This window comes from Pseudomonas sp. S3_E10 (genome assembly GCF_054667615.1).
Map to the genome: position 1 here is coordinate 5860898 of NZ_CP162743.1, position 13821 is coordinate 5874718.

14 protein-coding genes are annotated in these 13821 nt (G+C 63.3%); 12 read left to right on the forward strand and 2 right to left on the reverse strand.

Features of this window, described 5'->3' with window-relative positions; genetic code table 11:
* Positions 1-89: 89 nt before the first annotated feature.
* The 7 genes from AB4N98_RS26860 to AB4N98_RS26890 are packed head-to-tail and all read left to right on the forward strand — an operon-like array spanning position 90 to position 6387.
* Positions 90-767 carry a thermostable hemolysin gene (locus AB4N98_RS26860; RefSeq protein ID WP_017530660.1) on the forward strand — a complete coding sequence of 226 codons (678 nt, stop codon included), beginning with the start codon at positions 90-92 and terminating at the stop codon, positions 765-767.
* Entirely contained in the window at positions 757-2235 is a 1479-nt protein-coding gene (locus tag AB4N98_RS26865) for an AMP-binding protein (RefSeq protein WP_065879093.1), read from the forward strand. The genes AB4N98_RS26860 and AB4N98_RS26865 overlap by 11 nt, the downstream gene beginning before the upstream one ends.
* On the forward strand, positions 2232-2906 hold the full coding sequence (locus tag AB4N98_RS26870) for a TenA family transcriptional regulator (protein WP_017530658.1): 675 nt from the start codon (positions 2232-2234) through the stop codon (positions 2904-2906). The genes AB4N98_RS26865 and AB4N98_RS26870 overlap by 4 nt, the downstream gene beginning before the upstream one ends.
* Positions 2893-3702 carry an SDR family oxidoreductase gene (locus AB4N98_RS26875; RefSeq protein ID WP_065879094.1) on the forward strand — a complete coding sequence of 270 codons (810 nt, stop codon included), beginning with the start codon at positions 2893-2895 and terminating at the stop codon, positions 3700-3702. Before AB4N98_RS26870 ends, AB4N98_RS26875 begins: the two co-directional genes overlap by 14 nt.
* Positions 3699-4343, forward strand: a complete 645-nt coding sequence (locus AB4N98_RS26880; RefSeq protein ID WP_017530656.1) for a tetratricopeptide repeat protein — start codon at positions 3699-3701, stop codon at positions 4341-4343. Before AB4N98_RS26875 ends, AB4N98_RS26880 begins: the two co-directional genes overlap by 4 nt.
* Positions 4344-4354: 11 nt before the next feature.
* Positions 4355-5017, forward strand: a complete 663-nt coding sequence (locus AB4N98_RS26885) for a response regulator (protein WP_017530655.1) — start codon at positions 4355-4357, stop codon at positions 5015-5017.
* Entirely contained in the window at positions 5014-6387 is a 1374-nt protein-coding gene (locus tag AB4N98_RS26890) for a sensor histidine kinase (RefSeq protein WP_017530654.1), read from the forward strand. Before AB4N98_RS26885 ends, AB4N98_RS26890 begins: the two co-directional genes overlap by 4 nt.
* Before the next feature lie 9 nt (positions 6388-6396).
* Here AB4N98_RS26890 and AB4N98_RS26895 read toward each other — a convergent pair whose 3' ends face one another.
* Positions 6397-7635 carry an MgtC/SapB family protein gene (locus AB4N98_RS26895; RefSeq protein WP_017530653.1) on the reverse strand — a complete coding sequence of 413 codons (1239 nt, stop codon included), beginning with the start codon at positions 7633-7635 and terminating at the stop codon, positions 6397-6399.
* 228 nt (positions 7636-7863) lie between these two features.
* Between AB4N98_RS26895 and AB4N98_RS26900 the strand changes: the two genes are divergently transcribed.
* The 4 genes from AB4N98_RS26900 (at position 7864) to AB4N98_RS26915 (ending at position 11966) form a co-directional block, all read left to right on the forward strand.
* A complete protein-coding gene (locus AB4N98_RS26900; protein ID WP_460149108.1) occupies positions 7864-8787 on the forward strand; it encodes a universal stress protein in 924 nt (307 codons plus the stop codon).
* A gap of 213 nt (positions 8788-9000) precedes the next feature.
* On the forward strand, positions 9001-10347 hold the full coding sequence (locus tag AB4N98_RS26905) for a sensor histidine kinase (RefSeq protein ID WP_065879095.1): 1347 nt from the start codon (positions 9001-9003) through the stop codon (positions 10345-10347).
* Positions 10332-10715, forward strand: a complete 384-nt coding sequence (locus AB4N98_RS26910; protein ID WP_017530650.1) for a response regulator — start codon at positions 10332-10334, stop codon at positions 10713-10715. The genes AB4N98_RS26905 and AB4N98_RS26910 overlap by 16 nt, the downstream gene beginning before the upstream one ends.
* A gap of 9 nt (positions 10716-10724) precedes the next feature.
* Positions 10725-11966, forward strand: a complete 1242-nt coding sequence (locus AB4N98_RS26915; protein WP_460149109.1) for an EAL domain-containing response regulator — start codon at positions 10725-10727, stop codon at positions 11964-11966.
* Between the two features lie 60 nt (positions 11967-12026).
* On the opposite strand, the gene AB4N98_RS26920 is transcribed toward AB4N98_RS26915, so the two are convergent.
* The gene (locus tag AB4N98_RS26920) at positions 12027-12827 is read right to left on the reverse strand and encodes an alpha/beta fold hydrolase (RefSeq protein WP_065879097.1); all 801 of its coding nucleotides are present in this window, start codon (positions 12825-12827) and stop codon (positions 12027-12029) included.
* A gap of 142 nt (positions 12828-12969) precedes the next feature.
* On the opposite strand from AB4N98_RS26920, the gene AB4N98_RS26925 reads away from it, so the two are divergent.
* Positions 12970-13821: an AraC family transcriptional regulator gene (locus AB4N98_RS26925; RefSeq protein WP_017530647.1), complete on the forward strand. Its 852-nt coding sequence runs from the start codon at positions 12970-12972 to the stop codon at positions 13819-13821.

The following is a 13821-nucleotide window of genomic DNA, read 5'->3' on the forward strand; positions in this document are numbered from 1 at the left end:
GACAATACCGCTGACTTTTCCCACCTTCAGACTTCGTTAAGAAACGCCGCTGATACTCCTCCCAACTTCACTTGGGAGGCACACCACCCATGCCCCGGATCGATTGGAACATCCCCTTGCCGCTGCTGTTCGGCCAGCCCGACAGCACCACCCTGCAACTTGCCCGCGCCCTGCCCCATGACCGTGAACGTGCGGCCTTCGAGGCGTTTATCCAGCAACGTTTTCGCCTGGCCCACGGCGCCGATATCCGGCACTTCATGCCGCAATTGTTCGGCGTCAGCCAGGTCGGCGGCGAGCTGTGCGCCGTCGCCGGGGTCCGCCTGGCGGGGGCCGAACCGCTGTTTTTGGAGCGCTACCTGGATCATTCGATCGAGCCACTGATCAGCGCTGCCGCCGAACGCGCGGTGGAGCGCAGCGCCATTGCCGAAGTGGGCAATCTGGCGGCCAGCGATACCGGCAGCGCGCGCCTGAGCATCATCGCCATTACCTGGCTGCTGGCCATGGCGGGCCTGGAGTGGGTGGCGTTCACCGGCAACGTCGGTCTGGTCAATAGCTTCCACCGTCTGGGTTTGAAGCCCGTCACCCTGTGCGCCGCCGACCCGCAGCGCCTGGGCGACGAGCGCCATCACTGGGGCAGTTATTACGAGAGCCAGCCCTGGGTGCACGTCGGCAATATCCGCGCCGGCTTCGTTCATTTGCGCAACGTGGGCCTGTTTTCACGCCTGGGGTTGCCCACGCTTCTAGAGGACACTAGCCATGTCGCCTGAAACCCGTCGTTTCCATGCTGTACTGCGTGGCTATGCCGAACGCAACGACGGCGCTGTCGCCCTGTGGGGCGACACGCTGAAAATCAATTACACCGCGCTGTTTGCCGAAGTTACCTACCGCCAGGAACGCCTTCGCGATGAGGGGGTCAAGGTGGTGGCCCTGGCCCTGGACAACGGCGTCGACGCCATCTTGTGGGACTTGGCGATTTTGTTTGAAGGCCTGACCTGCCTGACCTTGCCACCGTTCTTCAGCCCTGCCCAGCGTGACCATTGCCTGGAACAAAGCCACGCCGAGCGGGTGATCGCCGAGCCTCATTTGGACGCTGAGTTACACGCTGGCGGGTATCGCAAAACCGGCGAGTTCTGGTGCCGCGCGTTTGAAGGTCGGCCGTCAATGCCGTCTGGCACCGCCAAGCTGACCTTTACCTCCGGCACCACCGGCACGCCCAAAGGGGTGTGCCTGAGCGCCGACAGCGTGCTGCGGGTCGCGCGTGAGTTGCACCAGGCCAGTCATGCCAGTGATCCACGCCATCACCTGGCGCTGCTGCCCATCGCCATCCTCCTGGAAAACCTGGGGTGCTACGCCGCGCTGTATGCCGGTGCCACCTTGAGTGTGCCGAGTCAAAAAAGCCTGGGCATCCAGGGCGCCAGTGCGGTGGACGCTGCACAGTTGCTCGGTTGCCTGGCGCTGCGCCAGCCCCACAGCCTGATTCTGGTCCCGCAATTGCTGCTGATGCTGGTGATTGCCGCCGAACAGAAGGCGTTCAGCCCCCACGGCCTGCGCTTTGCTGCGGTTGGCGGCGCGCGGGTGTCCAAGGCGTTGCTGCACCGCGCCGGACAACTCGGCTTGCCGGTCTACGAAGGCTACGGGCTGTCGGAATGCGCTTCGGTGGTGAGCCTCAATCGTCCCGAGGCGCAGCGCCCGGGCAGCGTCGGCAAACCCTTGCCCCACGTTGAGATCCGCCTGGCCGAGGACGGTGAAGTGCTGATCAAGGGCTCAACCCTGCTCGGCTACCTGGGTCAGGCCGAAGCGCCCGGAGAGTGGTGGCCCAGCGGCGACCTCGGCGCCTTTGATGCCGATGGGTTTCTTTACCTCAAGGGCCGCAAAAAGCATCAATTCGTCACCAGTTACGGGCGCAACGTCAACCCGGACTGGATCGAAGCCGAACTGACCCAGAGCGGCGTGATTGCGCAGGCCTTTGTCTACGGCGAGGCCCAGCCGCACAACCACGCCCTGCTTTGGCCACTGCGCGCCGATTGCACCGAGGCACAGCTGCAGGCGGCCGTGGACGCGGCCAACAGCGGCCTGCCCGACTACGCGCACGTGCACCGGTGGACGCGTCTGGATCAACCGTTCAGCGCCGCCAACGGCTTGCTCACCGCCAATGGCCGCCCACGGCGCGACGCCATAGTCGCCCGCTACCAAACCCTGCTTGCCCCTGCCTTGAACGAGGAAATGTCATCGTGAACTTTTTCGATACGCTCCAAGATGCCACCCAGCACGAACGCCAGGCCCTGTTCAGCCTGCCCATCATCCGCGATGCGCTGGAGGGCAAGGTCAGCCTGGAAAGCTACCGCGCCTTCCTGGCCCAGGCCTATTACCACGTTCGCCATACCGTGCCCCTGATGATGGCCTGCGGCGCTCGCCTGCCGTCGCGCCTGGAGTGGCTGCGCAAGGCGGTCTGCGAATACATTGAGGAGGAGTACGGCCACGAGCAGTGGGTGCTCAATGACATTGCCGCCTGCGGTGGCGACGCCCACGCGGTGCGTGAGGGCCGCCCCGGTTTGCCCATCGAGCTGATGGTCAGCTACCTGTATGACCTGATCTCCCGTGACAATCCGGTCGGTCTGTTCGGCATGGTCAATGTGCTGGAAGGCACCAGCATCGCCCTCGCCACCCATGCGGCCGGGAGCATTCGCGAGCGCCTGCATCTGCCGGAAACGGCGTTCAGCTACCTTAGCTCCCACGGTTCGCTGGACATTGGCCATATGCAGACCTACCGCGGCTTGATGAACCGACTGGATGACCCGGCCGACCAGGCCGCCGTGATCCACGCGTCAAGGGTGGTCTATGCGCTCTACACCGACATGTTCCGCACCCTGCCGCGCATCACGGAGACGCAACATGCGCCTGTCTGACGCGCGCGTGGTGCTGACCGGCGCCAGTGGCGGGATCGGCCTGGCGATTGCCGCCGTGCTGTGTGCCAGTGGCGCCCAGGTGCTGGCGGTGGCACGTCATCGCGCCCCTTTGGAGGTGTTGCTCGCGCAGTATCCGCAGCAGCTGTGCTGGGTGAGTGCCGACCTGACCTTCCTCGCCGACCGGCGCAAGGTGCTGGCGGCGGCCGATGCCATCGGTGGCGTCAACCTGCTGATCAACACCGCCGGGATCAACCACTTCGCGATGCTTGAGCAACTGGACGACAGCGAAATCAGCGGCATGCTGGCGTTGAACATCACCGCGCCGATCTGCCTGACCAAGCTGTTGCTGCCGCAACTCAAGCTCGCGCCGAGCGCCATGGTGGTCAATGTGGGCTCCACCTACGGCTCCATCGGTTACCCCGGCTACGCCACCTACTGTGCCACCAAGTTTGCACTGCGCGGGTTTTCCGAAGCCCTGCGCCGCGAGCTGGCCGACACCCGCGTGGGCGTGTTGTACGTAGCGCCACGGGCGACGCGTACGCGCATGAACAGCCCGGCGGCGCAGGCATTGAACGACGCGCTCAAGTCCAACGTCGACGACCCGCACACCGTCGCCTCGGCGGTGATCCAGGCCATCCTCAAGGATCGTCGCGACCTCTACCTGGGCTGGCCGGAGCGCTTCTTTGTGCGCCTCAACAGCCTGCTGCCAAACCTGGTGGACCGTAGTTTGAGCAAACAACTGCCACTGATTCGGCGCTTGAGTCACACACCTATCGATAAGGACCCCATCCCATGAAACGACTTTTTGCCGCCCTGCTGTTCACCCTGTTGAGCCCTCTGACCTGGGCAATGGACGCCGCCGACCAGCAACGCCTTACCGAAATCCAGACCCGTTGGGCACACATCCAATACAACCTGCCTGAGGAACAACGTTCCAAAGCCTTCGAACAGCTCGCCAGCCAGACCACGGCGCTTACCACGCAGCGCCCCCAGGCCGCCGAAGCGTGGATCTGGTCCGGTATCGTCACCAGCAGTTGGGCCGGCGCCCAGGGCGGGCTTGGGGCATTGAGCAAGGTCAAGGCGGCCAAGGCCGACCTCGAAACAGCGCTGGCCCTGGATCCCAAGGCCCTGCAGGGTTCGGCGTATACCAGCCTGGCGGCGCTGTACGACCGCGTGCCCGGCTGGCCCATCGGCTTTGGCGATGCGGACAAGGCCGATGCGTTGCTCAAACAGGCCTTGCAACTCAACCCGACGGGCATTGATAGTCTGTACTTCTGGGGCGATCACCTGTACCGGCAAAAGCGCTACGCCGAAGCGCGTGACGCCCTGCAAAAGGCCCTGCTCGCCGCACCACGGCCGGGGCGCGAAACTGCCGATGCCGGGCGCCGCAAAGAGATCACCGACCTGTTGGCCCAGGTCAATCAAAAACTCAACTGACAGGAGTCCATGTGCGCCTATTACTGATCGAGGATGATGTGGCGCTGGGGGAAGGCATCCAGCAGGCGCTGGTGCGTGAGGGCTACACCGTCGACTGGCTGCAGGACGGCGGCAGTGCCTTGCACGCCTTGCTCAGCGAAACCTTCGATGTGGTGGTGCTCGACCTGGGCCTGCCACGCATGGACGGACTGGAGGTATTGCGCCGCCTGCGCGACAGCGGCGCCGTTGTGCCGGTGTTGATCCTCACTGCACGGGACGCCACCGAAGACCGCATCGCCGGGCTGGATGCCGGCGCCGACGATTACCTGATCAAACCCTTCGACCTGTCGGAACTCAAAGCCCGCCTGCGCGCGCTGCTGCGGCGCAGTGCCGGGCGCGCGCGGGTGCTGATCGAACACGCCGGCATCTGCCTGGACCCCAGCACGCAACAGGTCACCTACCACAACCAACCGGTGGTGCTGACCCCTAAGGAATACCAGTTGCTGCACGAACTGCTCTCCCCGCCCGGCCGCGTGATGACCCGCGATCAGTTGATGCAGTTGCTTTACGGCTGGAACGAAGAGGCGGAAAGCAACACCCTGGAGGTGCATATTCACCACCTGCGCAAGAAATTTTCCAGCGAGTTGATCCGCACCGTGCGCGGGGTGGGCTACCTGGTGGAGGAGCGTGGATGACCTCGATCCGGCGGCGCACCCTGACCCTGATCATCGGCCTGATGCTGACCGGCCTGCTGGTGATCAGTTGGCTCAACCTGCACGACAGCAACCACGAAATCGCCGAAGTCTACGACGCGCAATTGGCGCAGAACGCGCGGCTGTTGCAGGGCGTGATGAGCATGCCGCTGGGCGGCAAAGACCAGGCCGAGCTGTATCGCGCGTTTAACAAGGCCTTGGGCAACGCCGTGCCTAAGCTGGACGGGCATCCTTACGAAAGCAAAATCGCCTTCCAGGTATGGAACCCCCAGGGCGAGCGCCTGGTGTTTACCAGCAGCGCGCCAGCGCTTGCGGCGCCTCCCGAGACTGCCGGGTTCGGCAACGTCGAGGATGTCAGCGGTCGCCAATGGCGCGGTTTCGTGCTCAAGGACAAGGACAATGGCCTGCGTATCTGGGTGGGTGAACGTGACGACGTGCGCTCGGACCTGGTGGGCCGCATCGTGCGCCATACCCTGTGGCCCAACGTGTTGGGCAGCCTGATCCTGGCCGCATTGGTGTGGCTGGCCATCGGCTGGGGCCTCAAGCCTCTGGCCGATATGGCCGCCACCCTGCGCGCCCGCCATTCCGGCTCCCTGGAGCCGATGCAACTCACACCCCTGCCCACGGAGCTGGAGCCGATGCAGGCGGCGTTGAACCGCATGCTGGCGCAAATCCAGGACATGGTCGGCCGTGAACGGCGCTTTATCGCCGACGCCGCCCATGAAATGCGCACGCCCCTGGCGGTGCTGCGGGTGCATGCGCAAAACCTGCTGGAAGCCGGTACCGAGACCGAACGGCGTGAATCCCTGGCCTTTTTGATCAGCGGCGTCGACCGCACCAGTCGCCTGGTTAATCAGTTGCTGACCATGGCGCGCCTGGAGCCCAGCGACGAGCATCTGCCTGTGCAGGCCATCGACCTGGCGGCGGCAGTGCGCGAAACGCTGATTCAACTGACACCCTGGCTGCTGAGCAAAGGCCTTGAACTGGTGTTCGACGTGGACGCCGCCGCCTATGCCGCGAGTACCGATGCGGTGGCGATCAATATCGCCCTGACTAACCTTGTGACCAACGCGGCCAACTTTTCACCGGAGCACGGCGTAATCACGGTGGGCTTGCGCAAACACGCCAACCGCTTCGCGCTGACCGTGGACGACCAGGGGCCCGGCATTGACGAGAACGAGCGCGACCGGCTGTTCGAACGGTTCTACAGCCGCGGCAATGCCCAGGGCGCCGGCCTGGGCCTGACCATCGTGCAAACCATCGCCCAACGTCTGGGGGGCCGGATACACCTGGAAAATCAGGCATCCGGAGGCTGCAGAGCCATCCTGGAGATCCCCGGTGATGCGCCGTAGGCGCAGCCGTCACGCGGCCACGGTTCCCAGCCACATCGCCCCGGTCAGCAGCAACTGCCCAGGAATCACGTAGGCCGCAAAACGCCGGCCGCCGGTGACCCAGGCCACCAAACATTTGCTCAACGCGTTGCAACTGATGGCCAGCAACACGGGGGTGGACGCGGCAACCAGCGTCAACTGGCCGCTGCTGGCCAGTGCTGCAATCGAGGCGGTCGAGGCATGGGCATCGGCGAAGCCAGCCAGGGTGGCGCTGACAATGACCCCCATTTGGCCGAAGTGATAGAGCATCACTGACGACACAACGCCAATGCCCGTCAGTGTCAACACCATGATCAAGGCCAACTTGAGGTCGAACGCGCCGCCAACCTGAACCGGCTGGCCGGTGGGCGCGGTGCGCGCTCGCAGCATCACACCCAGCGCATACAGTGCGGTGGCAGCCAGGCCCGCCAGCAGCGGCCAGGCCAATTGGCGCAGTAATGCAGGCTCCACGGCGCCCAGAATCAAAGCGGCCTGGGTCATCGTTGCCAGGTTCGACAGAATGGCGGCTGCCGCCAGGGTTCGCAGGTGGTCCGGCTCTTTGAGCGCCCTATGCCCCATGGCGGCGATGGTCACGGTACTGGACGCAAACCCCGAAGCGATGGCCCCGATGGCATACCCGTAACGGGGGCCCAGAATGCGTTCCGCCACGTGCCCCACCGCGCCTACTGCCATCAACATCACCGTCAACGTGCAGATGGTGCGCGGGTTCACCGCCTCGTAAGGGCCGATAAATCGATCCGGTGCCAATGGCAGCACCACCAACGCCACAACCAGCAGCAACAGGCCGTCGCGCATTTCTGCATCGGTCAATTGGCTGCGGGCGAAATCGTGCAGTTTCTGGCGGTAGACCAGCAAACCGGCCATCACCACGCCAATCGCCGTCGCCAGCGCAGGCGACGCGGCACACAGAGCGCCCAGCACCAGGACAGTCAACAAGGCGACTTCACTGGTGATGCCTGGGTCTTTGTCCTGACGCTTCCAGTAAGCCGTACTCACCAGCACGGCCAGGCACAGCGCGATCAGCCCAAGCAACAGCGCACCGCCGACTTGTTGGGTGACATAGCCCAGCAAACCGGTGATGGAATAGGTACGCAAACCGGCAAACGCGCGGTGTTCGCCCTCGCCTTTATGGCGCTCACGCTCCAGCCCCACCAGCATGCCGATGCCCAGCGCCGCGGCGGCGCCGGCAATGCCCAGGGTTTGCGTCATGCTGTGCCCCTATTACACGCAAGTGTGCGGTGGGTTACCAGACTGCACCGCAACGGCACGATACGTGTTGATCATGGTCAACGACGCGCCGCACCGCTCGACCGACCGTCGCCCGGCCGCTCCCCCCTGCGCGCCCCTTGATGCAGGTCAATTCAGGCAAGGCGCCTGGGGCGATGATCAACCAGAGGCGTCACGGCCCAAACCCCTTCGTTGCCACGGGAGATCAGCATGTCTGCTCAAGCACGTTTCCTTTTATTGGTTTCACCGTTGATGGAACACAGCCCCGCCCTGGAAAGAGCCGCCGCCCTGGCGAAAGCCGAAGGCGCCGCGCTGCATATCCTGGCCTTCGACTACCTCGATGGCCTGGCAACCGCGGGCCTGGTGAACGAGCAGGCATTGGAGCAGATGCGCCTGGGGTACGTGGAGCGCCACCACCAATGGCTGGAGGACCAGGCCAGGCCGTTGCGCAAGCTCGGGCTGACGGTCACCACCGAAGTCGCGTGGGTCGAACACCCGCTCAAGGAGTTGCTGCTGCGCCTCAAGGAAGAACCCATGGACCTGGTGATCAAGGCCCTGGAGCAGGAATCGTGGCTGTCGCGCCTGGTATTTACGCCGCTGGACGTGCACCTGTTGCGCGAATGCCCGGTGCCGCTGCATTTTGTGCGTCAGGTCAAACATGCGTTGCCGCGCAAAATCGTCGCGGCGGTCGACCCGTTTCATCGCGACGGCCGCTACGAGGGGTTGAACGACCGTATCCTGCATGAAGCGACAAAACTGGCCATCGCGTGCGATGCCGAGGTAGAAGTGGTGTATGCCCACGACTTGTCCGACCTGAGCGCCCAGGAGTATGGCTTTGGCAGTGGTGCGGGGTTTTTCTCTTCACAGGCCGCCAAGCTGCTGTTCGACGAGCAAGGCAAGACTTTCGACGACCTCGCGGCGCGCAACGGCATCCCGCCCGAACAGCGTTACATGATCCTCGGCAGCCCGGCCCGTGTGCTGTCCAGCTATGCCGATGCTTACAATGTCGACGTTATCGTCATGGGCCGCGTCGGCCATCACGGCCTCGATCGCCTGCTGGGCAGCACCGCCGAATCGCTGCTGTACAAGATGCCGTGCAGCGTCTGGATGGTCTCCCCCGAAGTTATCGATTGAGTACCTGACGCACCTGTCAAGGGCGGCGCTCTGCCGCCCTATTGAATTTCTGCCCATCCAATTGAGTGCAGCGACACCGCGCCGTGCGTGGTATCTGCTATTGTCAGGGCACTTCATGTCCTCCCCGTCGCCTTCGAGCGACTTTGTGTGAGCATGCTCTGCGCCCTCGCCTGACGACGACGGCGGGCCTGAACCCCATGGAACGCACAAGCGATGGACACTCCCCCGCCCTTACCGCCGCAGTCACGCGCGGAAAAAATCGTCGAGTTCAAACGGCAGAAAACCCTGCTCAAGACCGGTGCGCTGCAAGACGCCATCTTTAACAGTGCGTACTTTTCCAGCATCGCCACCGACGAAAAAGGCGTGATTCAGATCTTCAATGTCGGCGCCGAACGCATGCTTGGTTACGCCGCCGCCGACGTGGTCAACCGCATCACCCCTGCCGATATCTCCGACCCCGCCGAGCTGATCACCCGCGCCGCCGCCCTCAGCCTGGAACTCGACACGCCCATCACGCCAGGCTTTGAAGCCCTGGTATTCAAAGCCTCGCGCGGCATCGAGGACATCTACGAGCTGACCTACATCCGTAAGGACGGCAGTCGCCTGTCGGCCATGGTCTCGGTGACCGCATTGCGCAACCGCAGCGACACGATCATTGGCTACCTGCTGATCGGCACCGACAACACCGCGCGCAAACAGGAAGAGGCCCAGCGCAAACGTTTTGAGCGCGCGCTGGAAGAAAAAAACCTGGAGCTGGAACACGCCAGCCGCATGAAGTCCGAATTCCTCGCCACCATGTCCCATGAACTGCGCACGCCGTTAAACGCGGTGATCGGTTTTTCCGAGGCGTTAAAGGACGGGCTGGTGGGCGATATGAGCGATACCCAGCGTGAATATATCGGCGACATCTTCACCAGCGGCCAGCACCTGCTGTCGCTGATCAACGACATTCTCGACCTGTCCAAAGTCGAGGCCGGGATGATGGACCTGGAGCTTGAACCGGTGGAACTGACCGGTTTGCTTGCCAACAGCCTGCTGATCGTGCGGGAAAAGGCCGCCCAGCAGCGTATCCAGTTGAAGCTCGACAGCCAGGGCGACCTGGGCACTCTGATGCTTGATCAGCGCAAGACCAAACAGATCGTCTACAACCTGCTGGCCAACGCGGTGAAGTTCAGCGCGCACGCAGGCTTTGTGAACCTGGTGGTGCGCGAGGTCAGTCGTGATCAAGTCGGGCAGGTGCCGGGCGATTGGCCCGTGCACGGCTTTGCCCTGCAGCCCAGCGTGCACCAACGCTTTCTCGAATTGAGCGTAAGCGACACCGGCATCGGTATTGCCGCCGCTGACATGGGCAAGCTGTTCAAGGCGTTCAGCCAGATCGACAGCAGCCTGGCACGCCAATTCGAAGGCACCGGCCTGGGCCTGGCGATGGTCAAGCAACTTACCGACCTGCACGGCGGCAGTGTCGCCGTGGCCAGCCGTGAGGGCCTGGGTGCCCGTTTTGTGGTGTGGCTGCCGCTGCACCGCGCCAAAGCTACGGAGGCAGCATGGCCACAATCCTGATCGTCGAGGACAACGAAGCCAATATGCGCCTGGCGCGCCTGCTGCTGATCAACGCCGGGCATAGCGTGCTGTGGGCCGCCGATGCCGAAACCGGGCTGGCCATGGCCCGTGAGCAGAAACCGGCCTTGATCCTCATGGACATCCAGCTGCCGGGCATGGACGGCCTGGCCGCGACCCGCTTACTCAAGCAAGACCTGAGCACCGCACACATCCCGGTGATCGCCCTTACTGCCATGGCGATGAAGGAAGACCGCGAAAAGACCCGGCTCGCCGGTTGTGATGCGTATGTGATCAAACCCCTGCGCTACAAGGAGCTGTACCAGGTGATCGATACCCTGCTGAACCCAACCCTCACACCTCCTGTATGAGTCCTCTTCATGGCCAGCTCACCCGCAACACTGTTGATCGCTGATGACGAACCCCAGGTTCGCAAACTGTTGGAAACCCTGCTGCAACACGAGGGCTACCAGACACGCAGTGCAAGTTGCGGGGAAGAAGCCTTGGCATCGGTGGCACAGCAGCCCCCCGATCTGATCCTGCTGGACGTCATGATGCCGGGCATGGACGGCTTTGAGGTGGCCAGCCGGCTCAAGGCCAACCCGGCCACGGCGAACATCCCGATCATCATGCTCTCGGCCCTGAACGAACCCGGCGCACGGGTCAGCGGCCTGCACACCGGGGCCGAGGAATTCATCAGCAAGCCGGTGGAACACATCGAACTGTGGCTGCGCGTACGGAACCTGCTGCGGCTCAAAGCCCATGGCGACCAGTTGAAACAGCACAGCGCGATGCTGGAACAGCAACTGCAACGCCACAGCGAGGACAGCACCCGCATGAACGTGCATGACCTGGCCCGCCAGGACTTGGAAGCGGCCTTGCGCGATGCCGTTGAACGGGATGAATTCACCCTGCACTACCAGCCCAAGGTTGATGTGGCCAGCGGACGCATCTGCGCCCTGGAAGCCTTGTTGCGCTGGGACCGCCCGGGTTATGGCGCGGTATCGCCCGCAGTGTTTGTGCCGGTGCTGGAAAGCCTGGGCCTGATCGTGCCCGTGGGACGCTGGGTGATCGAGACGGTCTGCCGACAGATCGCCACCTGGCAACGTGAGGATATTGGCGCGGTTGAAGTCGCGGTGAACGTCTCCGGCCATCAATTGATCGAGGGTGACCTGATTGCCGATATCGGGCTTATTCTCGAGCAGACCGGCGTTCAGGCCCATTGGCTGGAGGTGGAACTGACCGAAGGTTCGCTGATGGACAATACCCAGCACACCATCGCCAGCCTGCAACGCCTGCGTGCCAAGGGTGTGAAGATCGCCATCGACGACTTTGGCACCGGCTATTCAAGCCTGGCGTACCTGCGCCGCTTTCCCATCGACACCCTGAAGATCGATATCGCGTTTATCCGCGAAGTCACCACCAACCCGCAGGACGCGGCCATTACCCGCACGATTATCGAACTGGCCCACAACCTGAAACTGCGCGTGGTTGCCGAAGGCGTGGAAACCCAAGACCAGATGGCGTTCCTGAAGGAAGCCGGGTGTGACCAGATTCAAGGGTATCTTTTCAGCCGGCCGCTGCCGGTGGAGAGCCTGGAGCGGCTGTTGCGCCAGCAGTGAGGCACTCACGTTGCTGCGCAGCCCAACGGGAGCAAGCTTGCTCCCGTTGGGCTGGCCGGGTTATTGAGCGTTGGCTTTGGCCGCATCGTTGATGATCGCCACCACCCGCGCCGGGTTGGAGACCATCACCACGTGGGACGCCCCTTTGATGTCTACGGTTTGCTTGGAACCCGCACGGTCGGCCATGAATTTGAGCGCGGCTTCGGGAATGTTCTTGTCCGCCGAACCGTAGATGAAATAGGACGGCACGGTTTTCCAGGCCGGTGCTCCCGACGGTTCCTTCAACGCGGCTTCTGTGATCGGGCGCTGCCCGGCGGCCATCAGTTGCGCGTCTTTCACGGCCACATCGGCGGCGAACTGGCTGTTGAACTTGTCCTGCTGGATGTACAGGTCAGTCACACCGTCCTTGGACACTACCGGTTTATCCAGGGTCGGGCCCAGTGTGCCGCCGGGGTAACGACCGGACAGTTCAAACGCCGTTTCACCTTGTTCCGGGGCAAACGCGGCGACATACACCAGCGCCTTGACTTTGTCGTTGCCATGCACCGCGTTGGAGATCACCGCACCGCCGTAAGAGTGCCCCACCAAAATCACCGGGCCCGGGGTGTGTTCGACGATATCAGCGACGTAGTCCGAGTCGGTCTTGACGCTGCGCAGCGGGTTGGCCACGGCGATCACCGGGTAGCCCTGGGCCTTGAGGCCGGCGATCACACCGTTCCAGCTGGAGGCGTCGGCGAAGGCGCCATGTACCAGCACTACCGTGGTTTTTTGTGGCGCGGCGAAGGTCGCGGTGGCTGTACCGAGGGCGAGCGCGCCCGTCATCAAGAGGGCAGCGAGGCGGGAGATCTTCAGGGCTTTCATGGTGGTTGCTCCGTTTAGAGTGGCCGTTCAAGGCGTTGAACGTGGAGCCATAATGCCGAAGCGCATTTTACAAATGGAGTCTAATAGTCGAGGATATGCGACATATCGTCTAACAAATCGTTTATCTACCCTCTGGTGAACCATGGATCGTTTATCCACGCTGCTGGTGCACTTTGGCATTGGTGCCGATACCTTTCACAGCGGGCCGCTGCACGGCGCCCTCGACACCCACGACTTACAGCAACGAGGGCGCGTCTATTTGCTCAAGGAGGGCCAGGCCGGCCTGGAGATGCCAGAGGGCACGCTGCGCATCTGCGAACCCAGCCTGATCGTAGTGCCGCGCCCCCTGCCCCATCGACTGGTGGCCGGCAAGGCGGATAACGCCCTGGTAGTGGCGGCCTCGCTGCGCTTTGACGGTGGCCTGGACAACCCGCTGGCGGTGGCGCTCACCGATTCCATCGTCATGCCGCTGGCGCAGATCCCCATGATCGCCGGCACGCTGGACTGGCTGTTCAGTGAGGCCTTCGCCGAACACTGCGGCCGCGAGGCGGTGATGAACCGGCTGTTCGAGCTGATGGTCATCCAGTTTCTGCGCCATATGATGGCCTACCACAGCATGACCACCGGCATGATGTCGGGCCTGGCCGACCTGCGCCTGGCACGGGCCATGACCCTGGTGCACAACCATCCGCAACGGCCGTGGACCGTGAATGAAATGGCTGTGGAGTCAAATATGTCGCGGGCCAGTTTTGCCGCGCATTTTCACAAGGTCGTCGGGCAAACCCCGGCCGATTATGTACTGAGCTGGCGCGTGAGCCTGGCGCAGAAGCGTCTGCGCGACGGCCGGCCCATGGCGTTGATCGCCGATGAGGTGGGTTACGAAAGCCCGTCCGCGCTGGCCCGGGCGTTCCGCCGCAAAATCGGCACCAGCCCGCGCGAGTGGTTGCAGGCGCAAGCGCCCCTGCGGGAGCGGCAAACGGTGCAACCCGCCTGA

Excerpts from the sequence above, each read along its gene's own strand:
- AB4N98_RS26860 (WP_017530660.1), top strand. The coding sequence starts at position 90 with ATGCCCCGGATCGATTGGAACATCCCCTTGCCGCTGCTGTTCGGCCAG.
- AB4N98_RS26865 (WP_065879093.1), top strand. The coding sequence starts at position 757 with ATGTCGCCTGAAACCCGTCGTTTCCATGCTGTACTGCGTGGCTATGCC.
- AB4N98_RS26875 (WP_065879094.1), top strand. The coding sequence starts at position 2,893 with ATGCGCCTGTCTGACGCGCGCGTGGTGCTGACCGGCGCCAGTGGCGGG.
- AB4N98_RS26880 (WP_017530656.1), top strand. The coding sequence starts at position 3,699 with ATGAAACGACTTTTTGCCGCCCTGCTGTTCACCCTGTTGAGCCCTCTG.
- AB4N98_RS26890 (WP_017530654.1), top strand. The coding sequence starts at position 5,014 with ATGACCTCGATCCGGCGGCGCACCCTGACCCTGATCATCGGCCTGATG.
- AB4N98_RS26895 (WP_017530653.1), bottom strand. The coding sequence starts at position 7,635 with ATGACGCAAACCCTGGGCATTGCCGGCGCCGCCGCGGCGCTGGGCATC.
- AB4N98_RS26900 (WP_460149108.1), top strand. The coding sequence starts at position 7,864 with ATGTCTGCTCAAGCACGTTTCCTTTTATTGGTTTCACCGTTGATGGAA.
- AB4N98_RS26905 (WP_065879095.1), top strand. The coding sequence starts at position 9,001 with ATGGACACTCCCCCGCCCTTACCGCCGCAGTCACGCGCGGAAAAAATC.
- AB4N98_RS26910 (WP_017530650.1), top strand. The coding sequence starts at position 10,332 with ATGGCCACAATCCTGATCGTCGAGGACAACGAAGCCAATATGCGCCTG.
- AB4N98_RS26915 (WP_460149109.1), top strand. The coding sequence starts at position 10,725 with ATGGCCAGCTCACCCGCAACACTGTTGATCGCTGATGACGAACCCCAG.
- AB4N98_RS26920 (WP_065879097.1), bottom strand. The coding sequence starts at position 12,827 with ATGAAAGCCCTGAAGATCTCCCGCCTCGCTGCCCTCTTGATGACGGGC.
- AB4N98_RS26925 (WP_017530647.1), top strand. The coding sequence starts at position 12,970 with ATGGATCGTTTATCCACGCTGCTGGTGCACTTTGGCATTGGTGCCGAT.